The 14426-nt window shown below is 73.1% G+C and carries 12 protein-coding genes; 7 read left to right on the top strand and 5 right to left on the bottom strand.

Features of this window, described 5'->3' with window-relative positions; all coding sequences use genetic code 11:
* The first annotated feature begins 109 nt into the window (after positions 1-109).
* From ACSU6L_RS13300 to ACSU6L_RS13280, 5 genes are all read left to right on the top strand, one after another.
* Positions 110-862, top strand: a complete 753-nt coding sequence (locus ACSU6L_RS13300) for a GntR family transcriptional regulator (protein WP_437056623.1) — start codon at positions 110-112, stop codon at positions 860-862.
* 375 nt (positions 863-1237) lie between these two features.
* A complete protein-coding gene (locus ACSU6L_RS13295) occupies positions 1238-1435 on the top strand; it encodes an SPOR domain-containing protein (protein WP_437056621.1) in 198 nt (65 codons plus the stop codon).
* 23 nt (positions 1436-1458) lie between these two features.
* Positions 1459-1878: a (deoxy)nucleoside triphosphate pyrophosphohydrolase gene (locus ACSU6L_RS13290; RefSeq protein WP_437056619.1), complete on the top strand. Its 420-nt coding sequence runs from the start codon at positions 1459-1461 to the stop codon at positions 1876-1878.
* Positions 1879-2015: 137 nt separating this feature from the next.
* The gene (locus ACSU6L_RS13285) at positions 2016-2444 is read left to right on the top strand and encodes an ATP-binding protein (RefSeq protein ID WP_365507346.1); all 429 of its coding nucleotides are present in this window, start codon (positions 2016-2018) and stop codon (positions 2442-2444) included.
* 256 nt (positions 2445-2700) lie between these two features.
* Positions 2701-5313 carry a SpoIIE family protein phosphatase gene (locus tag ACSU6L_RS13280; RefSeq protein WP_437056617.1) on the top strand — a complete coding sequence of 871 codons (2613 nt, stop codon included), beginning with the start codon at positions 2701-2703 and terminating at the stop codon, positions 5311-5313.
* A 213-nt stretch (positions 5314-5526) separates the two neighbouring features.
* On the opposite strand, the gene ACSU6L_RS13275 is transcribed toward ACSU6L_RS13280, so the two are convergent.
* Positions 5527-7092 carry a hypothetical protein gene (locus ACSU6L_RS13275; protein WP_437056615.1) on the bottom strand — a complete coding sequence of 522 codons (1566 nt, stop codon included), beginning with the start codon at positions 7090-7092 and terminating at the stop codon, positions 5527-5529.
* Positions 7093-7232: 140 nt separating this feature from the next.
* Here ACSU6L_RS13275 and ACSU6L_RS13270 point away from each other — a divergent pair, with 140 nt between their 5' ends.
* The gene (locus tag ACSU6L_RS13270; RefSeq protein WP_437056613.1) at positions 7233-8222 is read left to right on the top strand and encodes a phosphotransferase family protein; all 990 of its coding nucleotides are present in this window, start codon (positions 7233-7235) and stop codon (positions 8220-8222) included.
* On the opposite strand, the gene ACSU6L_RS13265 is transcribed toward ACSU6L_RS13270, so the two are convergent.
* Genes ACSU6L_RS13265 through ACSU6L_RS13250 form a run of 4 tightly spaced genes read right to left on the bottom strand, consistent with a single transcriptional unit; the run spans position 8197 to position 11996 of the window.
* Positions 8197-8973, bottom strand: a complete 777-nt coding sequence (locus ACSU6L_RS13265; RefSeq protein WP_437056611.1) for a succinate dehydrogenase/fumarate reductase iron-sulfur subunit — start codon at positions 8971-8973, stop codon at positions 8197-8199. The two genes, ACSU6L_RS13270 and ACSU6L_RS13265, sit on opposite strands and share 26 nt — an antisense overlap.
* On the bottom strand, positions 8970-10844 hold the full coding sequence (locus ACSU6L_RS13260) for a fumarate reductase/succinate dehydrogenase flavoprotein subunit (RefSeq protein ID WP_437056609.1): 1875 nt from the start codon (positions 10842-10844) through the stop codon (positions 8970-8972). The genes ACSU6L_RS13265 and ACSU6L_RS13260 overlap by 4 nt, the downstream gene beginning before the upstream one ends.
* Positions 10844-11680 (bottom strand): hypothetical protein, encoded by an 837-nt coding sequence (locus ACSU6L_RS13255; protein WP_437056607.1) that lies wholly within the window; start codon positions 11678-11680, stop codon positions 10844-10846. The genes ACSU6L_RS13260 and ACSU6L_RS13255 overlap by 1 nt, the downstream gene beginning before the upstream one ends.
* A 28-nt stretch (positions 11681-11708) precedes the next feature.
* Positions 11709-11996 carry a hypothetical protein gene (locus ACSU6L_RS13250; RefSeq protein ID WP_073940219.1) on the bottom strand — a complete coding sequence of 96 codons (288 nt, stop codon included), beginning with the start codon at positions 11994-11996 and terminating at the stop codon, positions 11709-11711.
* Between the two features lie 286 nt (positions 11997-12282).
* On the opposite strand from ACSU6L_RS13250, the gene ACSU6L_RS13245 reads away from it, so the two are divergent.
* Positions 12283-14379, top strand: a complete 2097-nt coding sequence (locus ACSU6L_RS13245) for an ABC transporter family substrate-binding protein (protein WP_437056605.1) — start codon at positions 12283-12285, stop codon at positions 14377-14379.
* The last annotated feature ends 47 nt before the right edge of the window (positions 14380-14426 follow it).

Genomic DNA, 14426 nt, shown 5'->3' with positions numbered 1-14426 from the left:
CCTTGCACGTCGATGTCATCACATCGAGTGATTCTCTGGCCTTTGCTTGCTCCGTAGAACCCAGGGTTGCCACGCTGTTGCTGTCTGTACAACCTGATGGGAGCGGCCAGTGACATTCGGTGAGCAGCCGGCGTACCTGCGTGTCGCGGGTGATCTCCGCAAGAAGATCGTCGACGGTCTGCTGCCACCGCACACCCGCCTGCCGTCCCAGGCGCGGATCCGCGAGGAGTACGGCGTCTCGGACACGGTCGCCCTGGAGGCCCGCAAGGTGCTGATGGCCGAGGGGCTGGTCGAGGGCCGGTCCGGGTCCGGGACCTATGTGCGCGAGCGGCCGGTGCCGCGCCGCATCGCCCGCTCCGGGTTCCGCCCGGCCGACACCGCCACCCCGTTCCGCCAGGAGCAGGCCGACACCACGGTGCGCGGCACCTGGGAGTCCGGCAGCGAGCAGACCGAGGCGAGCGGCCCGATCGCCGAACGGCTCGGCATCAAGCCGGGCGAGCGTGTGATGCGCACCAAGTACGTCTACCGGGAGGCCGGCGAGGCGATGATGCTCTCCACCTCCTGGGAACCCCTCGCGGTCACCGGCCGCACCCCCGTGATGCTGCCCGAGGAGGGGCCGCTCGGCGGGATGGGCGTGGTCGAGCGCATGGCCGCCATCGACGTCATCGTGGACAACGTCACCGAGGAGGTCGGCGCCCGCCCCGGCCTCGCGGAGGAGCTTCTCGCCCTCGGCGGCGTCCCCGGCCACGTCGTCCTCGTCGTCCAGCGCACCTTCTACGCGTCCGGCCGCCCCGTCGAGACCGCCGACGTGGTCATCCCGGCGGACCGGTACCGGGTGGCGTACCACCTGCCGGTCAAGTAGGGCGGGCGGCCGGAACCGCTCCGGCTCACGCCCCCACGTTTCACGCACGCCGCAGGAGCGCGCACGGGTTGGAGGGCGCACGCCCTCCCGGCAGTTGCCGTCGGCACTCGACCGGTCGGCAGGCCCGTGCGCGCCGGTTGAAATCCGGTCGTTCTCGCAGGTCGCCCGCACGATGGCGGGCAGGTCGCCGACCGGATGCGGCAGTTCCCGTCGACGGCGCGTTCGATGCCGCGCGCCCCCTGATGGCTGGCTTGTTGCGTATCTCTTCGTGAAAAGGCGTGTTCGCTGCGTAAAGGTTAGGCGTAGGCTCGGGCATATGCGGATTGCGGTTTCCTTAGCGGGCGGGGCGCGCAGGGCGGGAAGCGGAGGGGCGCGATGAACGACAGCACGATCACTCTTCCCTGGCTCGTCATACGCCAGGACGACAACGGCAATCGCTACCGCGTCGGCCGGTACGCGACTCGCGCCGAGGCCCAGAAGATCGCGGACAGCCTCGACAGCCGAGGTCACAAGCAGCTTTATTGGGTCCAGCGGATCGATCAGGGCGGGGAGGACGCCGACGCCGTCGGCTGACCGCGCTGGATAGGCTCCGGTGCATGACGCAACGGACCGTGGTGGTGGGAGCCGCCCTGCTCGACGACGGCCGCCTGCTCGCCGCGCGCCGTAGCGCGCCCCCGGAGCTGGCCGGCCGCTGGGAACTGCCCGGCGGCAAGGTCGAGCCCGGCGAGGCCCCCGACGCGGCGCTCGAACGCGAGCTGCGCGAGGAACTGGGCGTGGAGACCGAGGCCGTCGAGCGGGTGCCGGGGGAGTGGCCCCTGCGGCAGCCCTACGTGCTGCACGTCTGGACCGCGCGACTGCGGCCCGGCTCCGCCGGCCCCGAGCCCCTTCAGGACCACGACGCGCTGCGCTGGCTGACCCCCGCCGAGATCTGGGACGTGGACTGGCTGGACCAGGACGTCCCCGCGGTGCGTGAGATCGCCGCCCGCCTGGGCGCGGGCGCGGGGCGAACGGAGTGAGCGGCGGGCCCGCCCGGGCCCATCGGGGGCGCACCCACCGCTTCCGTACGCCGTTCGTGCCACAGTGCGCCCCACTGCGCGGTACTGCCCCCTGAATATCGGGTATGTGCCCATTAACCCCACGAAACCGGACATGGGTGGGCTCGCTTGCCTGGGATGTGATCGGCGTGATCGACACCGAAGGCGACCGCGCCGAGTGGACCTTTCCCGCGGACCCGGGAGCCGTTCGCACCGCACGCTCGGTGGTCCGCGGCCAACTGCACGGCTGGGACCTCGACAGCGTCGGCGACATCACGACCCTGTTGGTCAGCGAGCTGGTGACGAACGCCCTGCGGCACGCCACCGGCCCCATCGGCGTGCGCCTCATCCGCCCCGCCGGCCTTCCCGACGTACTGCTGGTGGAGGTCTCCGACCCGCTCCCGGACCCGCCCCGCGAACGCGCCGCCCGCCCCGACGACGAGAGCGGCCGCGGACTCCAACTGGTCGCCTCCTCCTCGCGCCGCTGGGGCAGCCGCCCCGGCGTGAACGGCAAGACGGTCTGGTTCGAACTGGCCGTGCCGACATGAGGGCACACACGGGTGTCGTCGTCGCACGGCCGTACCGGCACCGGGATCACGCCACCGGCCGGTGCCCGACCGCGTGATTCGAGGGCGTGTCCGCTGGTTAGAAGACTGGAAGTGTTCTCGCAGCACGGTCCGAAAACCAGCTGGACCGTGCTGTGATCGTGAACACCGTGTTGTGCGGCGCCGTAGTGCTGGATACTGCGGGCAGCCGCCGCCGGTGACCGGTGCCGGACGCGGTGAGCTGGAGGGGACGGTTCGCGTGAGCGAGATACCAGCGAAGGCCACGGAGTTCGAGGACCCGTCGGGCGGCGCGAGGGCGAAGGCCGCGGACGCCGCGGGCGGATCCCGGCAGGCGCCACCCGCCGGTGCCCTGTGGCAGAGCAGTCCGCCCGGCTCGATCTACGACTACATAAAGGTCGCGTCCTTCTCCATCGGCCCGGACGGGCTGGTCGACCAGTGGAGCCTGCGCGCCGAGCAGTTGTTCGGCATCCCGGCCGAGCGGGCCGTCGGCATGGACCCCATCGCGGCGTTCGTCGACCCCGACCTGCGCGAGCGCGGGCACCGCAAGATGGCCGAGATCCTGGACGGCCGGGAGTGGACCGGGGTGGTCCCGTTCCGGACCCCGGACCCGGACGGGGGGCGGGGCACGGACGGGCTCGCCGAGGTCTATGTGATGCCCACCCGGACCGAGGAGAGCGAGAGGGCCGCAGTCTGCATCGTCGTCGACGTCCGGGTGCTGCGCAGCATCGAGACCGACCTTGCCGCTTCGCAGGCGATTTTCGGTCAATCTCCTTTCGGTTTCCTGCTGATCGACACGGAACTGCGGGTGCGCCGCGCCAACCAGCGGTTCGCCTCCGTCTTCGGCGGCACCCCCGACGACCACCGCGGCCGGGGCGTCCACGACTATCTGCCGCGTGCCGAGGCCGACCGGGTCTCCGCGACCCTGCGCCGCGTCCTGGAAACCGGCGACTCCATCACGGACATGCACGTCACTGGCTTCGTGCCCGGCACCGACGACCGGCGGCACTGGTCCGTCAACCTCTACCGCGTGCACAGCGGCACCGGCCGCCCCATCGGCATCGCCTGGCTCGGCACCGACATCACCTCCCGCCGCGACGCCGCCCGCGAGGCCGCCGCCGCCCGGCGCAACCTGGCCCTGCTCAACGAGGCCGGCGCCCGCATCGGCAACTCCCTCGACCTGGAGACCACCGCCCGCGAACTTCTCGACGTCGTCGTCCCCGGCTTCTGCGACCTGGCGACCGTCGACCTCTACCAGGGCCTCCTCGTCGGCGACGAGACCCCGCCCGGCCTGCCGGACGGCAGCGCCGAACTGCGCCGGGTCGCCTTCGCCAGCGCCGTCTCCGACGCCCCGTTCGCCGGCACCGGCCGGTCGGTCAAGGTCGGCGCGGTCCACCACTACCCGTTCAACTCGCCCTACGCGGACGCCCTGCGCGCCGCCCGGCCGAGAACCGTCCCCGCGGAGGAGGGCGGGCTCGTCCAGTCCACCCTCGCGGTGCCGATGGTCGCCCACGACACCGTCGTGGGACTCGCCCAGTTCTCCCGGACGAAGGGCAGCGAGCCGTTCGGCGACCGGGACCGCGAACTCGCCGTGGAACTGGCCGCGCGGGCCGCCGTCTGCATCGACAACGCCCGCCTCTACCGGCGCGAGCACGAACGGGCGTTGATACTGCAACGGTCCCTGCTGCCGCCCGGCGACCCCGTGGCCTCCGGACTCGACATCGCCTGCCGCTATCTGCCGGGCAACGCCTCCACCGGGCGGCCCAGCGAGGTCGGCGGCGACTGGTTCGACGTCATCGAACTGCCCGGTCACCGCACCGCGCTGGTCGTCGGCGACGTGATGGGGCGCGGACTGCGCGCCGCGGTCGCGATGGGCGAACTGCGCACGGCCGTGCGGACGCTGGCACAGCTCGACCTGGAACCCGCGGAAGTGCTCTCCCAGTTGGACGAGATCGCCCGCGGCCTCGGCACCCCCGGAGGCATCCAGCAGGCCACCCGCGCCGCGCGCCGCCCCCGCGAGGCCGACCTGTCCGAGGTCTACCTGGCGACCTGCGTGTACGCGGTCTACGACAGCGTCACCCGGCGCTGCACCTTCGCCAACGCCGGCCATCTCCCGCCGGTCCTGGTGGAACCCGGTGAGCCGGCGCTGATGCTGGACGTGCCGCCGGGCATGCCGCTCGGCGTGGGCGGCGAGCCGTTCGAGGAGGTGGAGGTCGAACTCCCCGAGGGCGCGCTGCTGGCGCTCTACACGGACGGCCTGGTCGAGTCCCGCGACCACCCGCTGGACGAGGGACTGCAGGCCTTCGTGGGCGCGCTGACCGACCCGGCGCAGCCCCTGGAGGACGTCTGCGACCACGTCCTCAACACCCTCGACACCCACCACGGCGAGGACGACATCGCCCTGCTCATGGCGCGCGTCCAGGGCCTGCCCGCCGAGTCCGTCGGCGACTGGACGCTGCCGCGTGAGCCGCGCAGCGTGGGCCGGGCCCGGGAGTACGCGCGCGGCCAGTTGCTCAGCTGGGACCTGGAGCCGCTGGTCGACACGGCGGAGCTGCTGGTCAGCGAGCTGGTGACGAACGCGCTCAGGTACGGCGAGGGCGAGATCAGACTCCGTCTGCTGCTCGACCGCACGCTGGTGTGCGAGGTCTGGGACTCCGGCCTCGTCCAGCCGCGCCGCCGCCGCGCCCGCGACACCGACGAGGGCGGCCGGGGCCTGCAACTGGTCGGCCTGCTCTCCGCCGCGTGGGGATCCCGCCGCACGCACCGAGGCAAGACGGTGTGGTTCGAGCTGCCCCTGCCGGACGGGGAGAACGGCCTGGTGGACCCGGCTGAGGCGCTGCTGAGCCTGTTCTGACCCGGCAGGGCCTAGGGGGTGTCTCGGCGATCATGCCGGGCTCGCGGCGCCTGGCACCGTGCCTCGCCGCGTTGTCGTCACTCGCCGATTCCCCCAAGCTCTCGGCTCCGCTCGAGCAGGGGGGACGCCCATCGCATCGGCTCCCTCCTCCGCCTTGCGACGCACGGCACCAGGCGCCCGCTCCCTGATCCGGCCTGATCGACGAGACACCCCCTACGGCGGCTCCGGTGCCCGGCGGTCACGGGTGCGGGGGCCGCCGAAGCTCGCGGACGGGGCGGTGTCCGGGTCGGTGCCGAGGAGGATGCCGCCGAGGAGCGCGCCGCCGACGCCGGTGCCGGGGGCCGCGTCCGGGTGGCCGTGGGCGCGCACGTCCTGTTCGGCGAGCAGGCGGGCCTGGCGGGCCAGGGACTCGGCCGCCACAGGGTCGTCCTCCCGCAGCGCCCGCGCCGCCGCCAGCCCGGTCCGCGCCTCGGCGCCGACCACGCCCCGGTGCGTGCCGACGAAGGCCTCCGCGGTGGCGACGGCACCACCGGCGACCAGCGCCCCGGCGGCCGACAGCACCCCCGCCCGCCCGGCGCCGACCGGCGCGGTCACCCGCACGATCCGGTTCAGCAGGTCGAGGGGGTCGTACGGGCCGGAGGTCAGTCCGTCGCGTACGACGGACAGCACCGCGTCGGCGTGCCGGATCCGCGCCCGCAGTTCACCGGCGGGCACGTCCGGGTCGGCCGCCCGCGCCCGCGCCGCCGCCAGTTCCGCCTCCGCCCCGGTCAGCGCGGCCGGCACCAGGGCGGCGGCCCGCGGCAGCCGGTCGGCGAGTTGTTCGGCGGCGGTGACGAAGGTCCCGGCCTGGGCCACCGCCTCCTCGGCGGCCCGCAGATGGGCGACGGCCCGGCCGGTCTCGTCGCGGTCGGCGCACTGGCGGGCCTGGTTGAGACGGGTCGTGGCGAACACCAGCCGGTCCTTGGCCTGTTCCACGTACCCGACGACGGACGCGCTCGCGGCGGGCGGACACCACCGGGCGACGTCCCTGAGAGCGGCCTCCGCCGCGCCGGTCCGCCCGGCCAGTTCCCGGAACCGGCTCTCCGCCGTCTCCAGCGCCCCGCCGATCCCCCGCTCCAGGTCGCGCAGCCGGTCGAACGCGGCGGCCTGCCCGTCCAGCAGCCGCCCCGCCTCCGCGCACCGCCCCTCGATCCCGGCGAGCGTCTGCCGCCGGGCCGACTTCTCGGCCGGCACGCCCTCGTCGTACCGCCGGCGCATCCGGAACGCCGCCGCCAGTTCGGCCTCCGCCGCCCGTACCGTCCGCTCGAAGGGGGCGACGGCCTCGGCGTCCGCGCGCGCCGCCGCGAAGTCCAGCTCCGCGCGGCTGGTGCGCACCCAGTCGTCCGCCGCGACCAGGGCCGCCCGCGCCCGCTCGTCCGCGTCGGCGAGGGACGGGCCCGGCGCCGGGCCGGCGGGCAGCCCGCCGGGCGTGGTCCGGGTGCGGGCCCGCCGGACGCGGCGCGCGTAACCGTACGCGCCGAGCACCACCGCCGCGCCCAGCGCCAGCAGCGGCAGGACGAGGTCGGCGGTGGTGCTCTCCTCTGTCTCCTCCTGCCGCGCCGCCGCGCTCGGCGAGGCCGCGGCGGGTGCTGTCGCGGTCGGGACGCCGGGGGCCGTCGTCATCCCCGGCAACGCCAGCCACAGCACCGCGACGACCGCGCCCAGCAGGGCGTGCGCCACGCGCGCGGATATGTACGGGTCGGCGCGCCGGGGGCGGCCCCGGATCAGGGAGGGCGTCACATTTCGGAGCGTATGAGCAGGAACTCGGCGCCGCGAGTGGGGTGCGCCTGCCGGTGGTGCGCAGAAAATGCCGGACCGCGTGGGCGGGCCGGCTGCGAGGATCGGCGGTTCCAGCCCCGTACGCCCGGGAGGCGCAGCCCATGCCCCGCACGGCCCTGACCCGCGACGACCTCGCCCCGCTCGCCCGAGCCGCGCTCGGCCGCCACCGCCCGCTGCGCTCCGTCACCCGGCTGCGCGGCGGCAGCAAGAAGGGCGTCTACCGTCTCACCTGCGACGACGGCCTCACAGCCGTGGCGTACGTCTGGTCGGCCGACGAGGACTACTGGGACGCCGGGCCCACCGACCCCCTCGACCCGCTGTCGCCCGGCACGGGCCTCGGCCTGTTCACGGCGGCGCACGACCGGCTCGCCGCCGCCGGGGTGCGCACACCGCGCCTGCTGCACGCCGACGGCACCCGCACGCGTCTCGCGGCGGACGCGGCGGTCGTCGAGGACCTGCGCGGCGGAAGCCTGGAGGAGATCCTGCGGCGGGATCCGGCAGCGGGGCGGGCCGCCCTGGAACGGCTGGCCGCCCAGCTCGGGCGGCTGCGCGAGGTGCGGGGACCGGGCCTCGGCAAGGTCGCCGTCGTCGACGGCGGCGGGGTGCCGGACGCGCCCTCCTGCGAGCGGCGCGTCACCGACGGCGCCCTGCGCTCGATCGCGGAGGCCGCCGTACGGGACGAACGGATCGCCGCCGTACGGGACGGACTGGAGGACAGGGTGCGGGAGCTGGCCGCGGCGGTACGGCCGCGGGCCCGGTACGGCCTCGTCCACGGCGAACTCGGCCCCGACCACGTCCTGCTCGACGCCGAGGGCCACCCGGCCCTGATCGACATCGAGGGCCTGATGTATTTCGACGCCGAGTGGGAGCACGCCTTCCTGCGGATCCGCTTCGGCTCCCACTACGACGTCCTGCGCGCCCCCGGCCTCGACGAGGACCGGCTGCGCCTCTACCGGCTGGCCACGCACCTGTCCCTGGTGTCCGGTCCGCTGCGGCTCCTCGAAGGGGACTTCCCGCACCCGGAGGGCATGCGGGCCATCGCCGAGCACCACCTGCGGCAGACGCTCAGCCTGCTGCCGGACGCCTCCTGATCTTCGAGCCCAGCCACACCAGCGGGTCGTACTTGCGGTCCACGGCCCGCTCCTTCAGCGGGATCAGGGCGTTGTCGGTGATCTTGATGCCCTCCGGGCAGACCTCCGTGCAGCACTTGGTGATGTTGCAGTAGCCGAGACCGTGCTCGTCCTGGGCGGCGCTCTTGCGGTCGAGCCCGCTCTCCGCCGCCGCGTCCAGCGGGTGCATGTCCAGTTCGGCGACCCGCATCAGGAAGCGGGGGCCGGCGAACGCCGCCTTGTTCTCCTCGTGGTCGCGCACCACATGGCAGGTGTCCTGGCACAGGAAGCACTCGATGCACTTGCGGAACTCCTGCGAGCGGTCCACGTCCTCCTGCGTCATCCGGTACTCGCCGGGACCCACCCCGGCCGGCGGCACGAACGCCGGCACCTCCCTGGCCTTGCGGTAGTTGAAGCCGACGTCCGTGACCAGGTCCCGGACGACCGGGAACGCCCGCAGCGGGGTCACGGTGATCGTCTCGTCGGGGGCGAACACCGACATCCGGGTCATGCACATCAGCCGGGGCCGCCCGTTGATCTCCGCCGAGCACGAACCGCACTTGCCCGCCTTGCAGTTCCACCGGACGGCGAGATCGGGGACCTGGGTCGCCTGCAGGCGGTGAACGATGTCCAGGACCACCTCGCCCTCGTTCACCTCGACCGTGAAGTCCTCCAGGCCGCCGCCGTCCGCGTCGCCCCGCCACACCTTGAAGCGGGCCTCGTAGCCGCTCATTCGTACAGCTCCTCTTCGGCGAGGTACTTGACCAGCTCCTCCTTCTGGAAGAGGGCGAGCAGGTCGGGGCGGATGGGGTCGGTGGTCTCCCGGGTCAGGACGACGGCGTCCCCGGCGAGCGCGCACAGCAGGTTCACCCGCCGCCACGCCCGGTCCATCGCCGGGAAGTCCTCCCGGGTGTGACCGCCGCGCGACTCGGTGCGCTCCAGCGCCGCCCGGGCCACGCACTCGCTGACCAGCAGCATGTTCCGCAGATCGAGGGCCAGGTGCCAGCCCGGGTTGAACTGGCGGTGGCCCTCCACACCGGCCCGCGCCGCCCGTGCCCGCAGGCCGGCGAGGGCTTCCAGGGCCTGCTCCATCTCGCCCTCGCGGCGGATGATGCCGACCAGGTCGTTCATGGTCCGCTGGAGTTCCTGGTGCAGGGTGTACGGGTTCTCGCCGGTCACCGAGAAGGGCCGCAGCGCCTCCTCGGCGGCCGCGTCGACCTGGGCGTCGTCCACCCGGGGGCGCGCCCCGGCGAGGTCCGCCGCGTGGTCGGCCGCGTACCGGCCCGCCCGGCGGCCGAAGACCAGCAGGTCGGAGAGCGAGTTGCCGCCGAGCCGGTTGGAGCCGTGCATGCCGCCCGCCACCTCACCGGCGGCGTACAGCCCGGGCACCCCGCGCGCCGCCGCCGTCTCGGAGTCGACGGCGACGCCGCCCATCACGTAGTGGCAGGTCGGCCCGACCTCCATGGCCTCCGCGGTGATGTCGACGTCCGCCAGCTCCTTGAACTGGTGGTACATGGACGGCAGCCGCCGCTTGATCACCTCGGCGGGCATCCGCGTCGACACGTCCAGGAAGACCCCGCCGTGCGGGGAGCCGCGGCCCTCCTTCACCTCGGTGTTGATCGCCCGGGCGACCTCGTCGCGGGGCAGCAGCTCGGGCGGGCGCCGGTTGTTGTCCGGGTCGTCGTACCAGCGGTCGGCCTCGTCCTCGGTCTCGGCGTACTTCTCCTTGAAGACGTCCGGGATGTAGTCGAACATGAACCGCTTGCCGTCGGAGTTGCGCAGCACCCCGCCGTCGCCGCGCACCGATTCGGTGACCAGGATGCCCTTCACCGACGGTGGCCAGACCATGCCCGTCGGGTGGAACTGCACGAACTCCATGTTCACCAGGGGCGCGCCCGCGAGCAGGGCGAGGGCGTGCCCGTCGCCGGTGTACTCCCACGAGTTCGACGTCACCTTGAACGACTTGCCGATGCCGCCGGTGGCGATCACCACGGCGGGCGCCTCCAGGACGAGGAAACGGCCGCTCTCCCGCTCGTAGGCGAAGACGCCGCTCACCCGGGATCCGTCCTTGAGCACCCGGGTGACCGTGCACTCCTGGAAGACCCTGAGGCGGGACTCGTAGTCGCCGGTCCGGGCGAAGTCCTCCTGCTGGAGCGCGACGATCTTCTGCTGGAGGGTGCGGATCAGCTCCAGGCCGGTGCGGTCGCCGACATGCGCGAGGCGGGGGTACTCGTGGCCGCCGAAGTTGCGCTGGGAGATCCGCCCGTCCTTCGTACGGTCGAACAGGGCGCCCCAGGTCTCCAGCTCCCACACCCGGTCCGGGGCCTCCTGGGCGTGCAGCTCGGCCATCCGCCACTGGTTGAGGAACTTGCCGCCGCGCAGGGTGTCGCGGAAGTGGACCTGCCAGTTGTCGTGCTCGTTGACGTTGGCCATCGCCGCCGCGATGCCGCCCTCGGCCATCACCGTGTGCGCCTTGCCGAACAGCGACTTGCAGACGACCGCCGTACGGGCGCCGCGCTCGCGGGCCTCGATGGCGGCGCGCAGACCCGCCCCGCCGGCCCCGACCACGACGACGTCCCACTCCTGCCGCTCGACCACGGACATCAGAAGAACCTCGGATCCTCGAAGACACCGGAAGCGACCAGGTAGACGTAGAAGTCGGCGAGCGCCACGCTCGCCAGCGACGTCCAGGCGAGCAGCATGTGCCGGGCGTTGAGCCGTCCCACGAACTGCCACATGCGGTAGCGCACGGGGTGCCGGGAGAAGTGTTTGAGCTTGCCGCCGACGATGTGCCGGCAGGAGTGGCACGACAGGGTGTACGCCCAGATCAGCACGATGTTGACGACGAAGACGAGGGTGCCGAGGCCCATGTGGCCCCACTCGTAGCGCTCGTCGCGGAAGGCGAGCACGGTGTCGTAGGTGAGGATGCCCGCGACCGGGATCGCCGCGTAGAAGAAGTAGCGGTGGATGTTCTGCAGGATCAGCGGGAAGCGGGTCTCACCGGTGTACTTCCCGTGCGGCTCGGCCACCGCGCAGGCCGGCGGGGACGCCCAGAAGCCCCGGTAGTAGGCCTTGCGGTAGTAGTAGCAGGTCAGGCGGAAGCCGAGCGGGAAGATCAGGATGAGGATCGCCGGTGAGATGCCCCACCAGCTGCCGAAGATCTCCCAGTTGGGGCCCGCCCGCATCGGCTCGCAGTTCTCGGCGAGGCAGGGCGAGTAGAACGGCGAGACGTACGGCGCCGCGTAGTAGTCGGCGTTTGCGAACGCCCGCCACGTCGAGTAGACGACGAAGGCGAACAGCCCGGCGGCGGTGGTGGCAGGCGCCAGCCACCACCGGTCGGTCCGCAGATGCGGGGCGGCGATCGCGGCGCGGCCGGCGGAGCGGACACCGCCGCCGGAGTGATGGGGTTCGGTTGTCGGGGGTTCCGTACCAGTGGCCAAGGTGTGACTCCCGGTCGGCTCGGGTTGCTCAGGGTGCGCGTCGGTCGCGGGCGCCGAGACCCTCGTCGTCCGAGTCCGTCCACAGGGCGACGTCGTACGGGGTGTCGGAGATGGTGACGAGTTCCGGCCGCCGGCCGGACGCGTGGCCGGAGGCCACCTCGCGGAGCAGGGCGACGCTCGCGCGCAGATGGTCGCAGTCGGCGCGGACCCGGCGGACGTCGATTCCGCCGCCCATCTGCTGTTCCAGTCGGTTCACGGACCGGTTCAGGTCCTCGAGGCACCGCTGGACTGACACCAGTTCATCGTGCACGGACATGACGTGACCTCACTTCCGTCGGCCGGGGGGCCGTGGACGGCGACGTTCATGCGCCTGCGAGTGTTGCGCGTCACACCTGCCGGTGGGAAGGGGAGTGCACCGATTGGCCGAGGCGTGTGGGTGCATCCCGTGGTGCGTTGCGCCGCACGGGTGACTTCCGGGCGACCGTCGCCGTGTCGCCGCCCGTTGCCGAACCCTTTCCTCTTCAGTGGCCGCATACATGTGATCAGCTCCATATACCGCCAAAAGTGATCGTAACGCCCGCGGCCCCCGGAGGTAACACCAGATGTCCCACCACGGCGTCACTCCCCGCGCGGTCATGCGCTCGGTCGCCTTCCTCACCGCGGGCGTGCTCACCGTGCCAGCCCTCGCCGGGTGCAGCTCGAAGGATCCGGCGGGCAAGCCGCTGGCCGGGCAGGACATCGCCCCCGCCGCGCGCGCCGAGGTCGCCGACGGCGGCACCCTGCGCTGGGCCGTGGACGCGGTGCCGGAGACCCTGAACACCTTCCAGGCGGACGCCGACGCGGCCACCACCCGGATCGCCCAGGCCGTGCTGCCGTCGATGTACCGGATGGACGCCCAGGGCCGCCCGCAGATCGCCGCCGACTATCTGGAATCGGCCAAGGTGGTGAAGACCGAACCGAAGCAGGTCGTCCTCTACAAACTGAGCCAGCAGGCCGTCTGGAGCGACGGCCGGGAGATCGGCGCCGCCGACTTCGCCGCCCAGTGGCGGGCCCTGTCCGGCAAGGACAGCGCGTACTGGACCGCTCGCAACGCCGGGTACGACCGGATCGAGCGGATCGAACGCGGCGAGAACGACCTGGAGGTCAAGGTCACCTTCGCGCGGCCCTACGCCGACTGGCGCTCGCTGTTCTCGCCGCTGTACCCGAAGGAGGTCATGGGCACGCCGGACTCCTTCAACGACGGGGCCCGCAAGCAGCTGAAGATCACCGCCGGGCCGTTCACCGTGAAGAAGGTCGACACCAAGGCCGACGAGGTCACCCTCGTGCGCAACCCCCGCTGGTGGGGCAGCCCCGCCCGGCTCGACGCGATCGTGCTGACCGCCGTACCCCGCGAGGAGCGGGCCGAGGCGCTGGCCGCCGGAGCGGTCGACCTGGCCGAGATCGACGCCGCCGAGGCCCGCCGCATCACCGCCGCCGCCGGACCGAGGGGCGCCTCCGCCTCCCCGTCGAAGGCCGCGCGCGACGACGACAACGGCGACGACGGCGGAGGAAACGCCGGGCCGGCCCGCCGGGAGCAGGCGCTGAGCGGGTTCGAGGTCCGCAAGTCCCTCGAACCCGCCTACACCCAGCTCGCCCTGAACGGCTCCGAGGGCCCGCTCGCCGACGAACGCGTCCGCCGGGCCGTCGCCCGCACCCTCGACCGCGAGGAGCTCGCCAGGACCGTCCTGCGGCCGCTGGACCTGCCCGCCGTCCCGGTCGGCAGCCACCTCGCCCTGTCCGGGCAGGCCGTCTACGCCGACAACAGCGGCGCCCTCGGCGACCAGGACACCGCCGCGGCCCAGGCCCTGCTCGCCGACGCGGGCTGGGTGCGCGGCGGGCCGGTCGAGGAGGGGGAGCAGGGCGAGAAGGCCGCGGGCCCGGAGGGCGAGAAGGCCAAGGGGAAGGGGACCGGCGACGACGGGATGTTCATCGTCGGCCAGGACGACAAGGCCAGGGACGTCCGCGACGCCGAGGACGGCAAGCGGGAGGGCCACCACCTCGCCCAGGACGGCAAGCAGCACCTGAAGCAGGGCGGCGCCCCGGGCGCGTACGCCCCCAAGGGCACCGCCGCCCCGGCGGGCACGAAGACCGGCGTGGTCGCCAAGGACGGCAAGCCGCTCACGCTCCGCTTCGTCCTGCCGTCCGGGCCGGGCTCGGAGAGCCTGCACGCGGTCGCGGACCGCATCACCCGCATGCTGGACCGGGTCGGCATCCGTACCGAGACGACCAAGGTCAGCGACGAGAGCTACTTCAGGGACCACATCGCCTCCGGCGCGTACGACCTCGCCCTGTACTCCTGGCCCGCCTCCGCCTTCCCCGCCACCGACGCCCGGCCGATCTACGCCAAGCCCGTCCCCGCCGCCGACGGCTCCCTCACCGTCGAACAGAACTACACCCGCGTCGGCACCGACCAGGTCGACCAGCTCTTCGACCAGGCGATCGCCACCCTGGACGAGTCCGAGTCCCGCTCCCTGCTCCGCAAGGCCGACGCCCGCATCTGGGCCGCGGCCGGCTCCATCCCCCTCTACCAGCGCCCGCAGCTGATCGCCGCGCGGAAGGACCTCGCCAACGCCGGCGCCTTCGGCTTCCGGACCCCGGTGTACGAGGACATGGGCTTCCTGAAGAAGGGAGCAAAGGTTTCTCCGAAGCCGTCGTCGTAGGGGCGTGGCCGCCTCCCGGCGGCGCCCGGCGAAGCCCGTTCTTCCGC

This window comes from Streptomyces sp. enrichment culture (assembly GCF_964272855.1).
GTDB lineage: Bacteria > Actinomycetota > Actinomycetes > Streptomycetales > Streptomycetaceae > Streptomyces.
This window is presented reverse-complemented; position numbering and strand designations above follow the sequence as displayed.

Excerpts from the sequence above, each read along its gene's own strand:
- ACSU6L_RS13295 (WP_437056621.1), top strand. The coding sequence starts at position 1,238 with ATGAACGACAGCACGATCACTCTTCCCTGGCTCGTCATACGCCAGGAC.
- ACSU6L_RS13290 (WP_437056619.1), top strand. The coding sequence starts at position 1,459 with ATGACGCAACGGACCGTGGTGGTGGGAGCCGCCCTGCTCGACGACGGC.
- ACSU6L_RS13270 (WP_437056613.1), top strand. The coding sequence starts at position 7,233 with ATGCCCCGCACGGCCCTGACCCGCGACGACCTCGCCCCGCTCGCCCGA.
- ACSU6L_RS13265 (WP_437056611.1), bottom strand. The coding sequence starts at position 8,973 with ATGAGCGGCTACGAGGCCCGCTTCAAGGTGTGGCGGGGCGACGCGGAC.
- ACSU6L_RS13260 (WP_437056609.1), bottom strand. The coding sequence starts at position 10,844 with ATGTCCGTGGTCGAGCGGCAGGAGTGGGACGTCGTCGTGGTCGGGGCC.
- ACSU6L_RS13250 (WP_073940219.1), bottom strand. The coding sequence starts at position 11,996 with ATGTCCGTGCACGATGAACTGGTGTCAGTCCAGCGGTGCCTCGAGGAC.
- ACSU6L_RS13245 (WP_437056605.1), top strand. The coding sequence starts at position 12,283 with ATGTCCCACCACGGCGTCACTCCCCGCGCGGTCATGCGCTCGGTCGCC.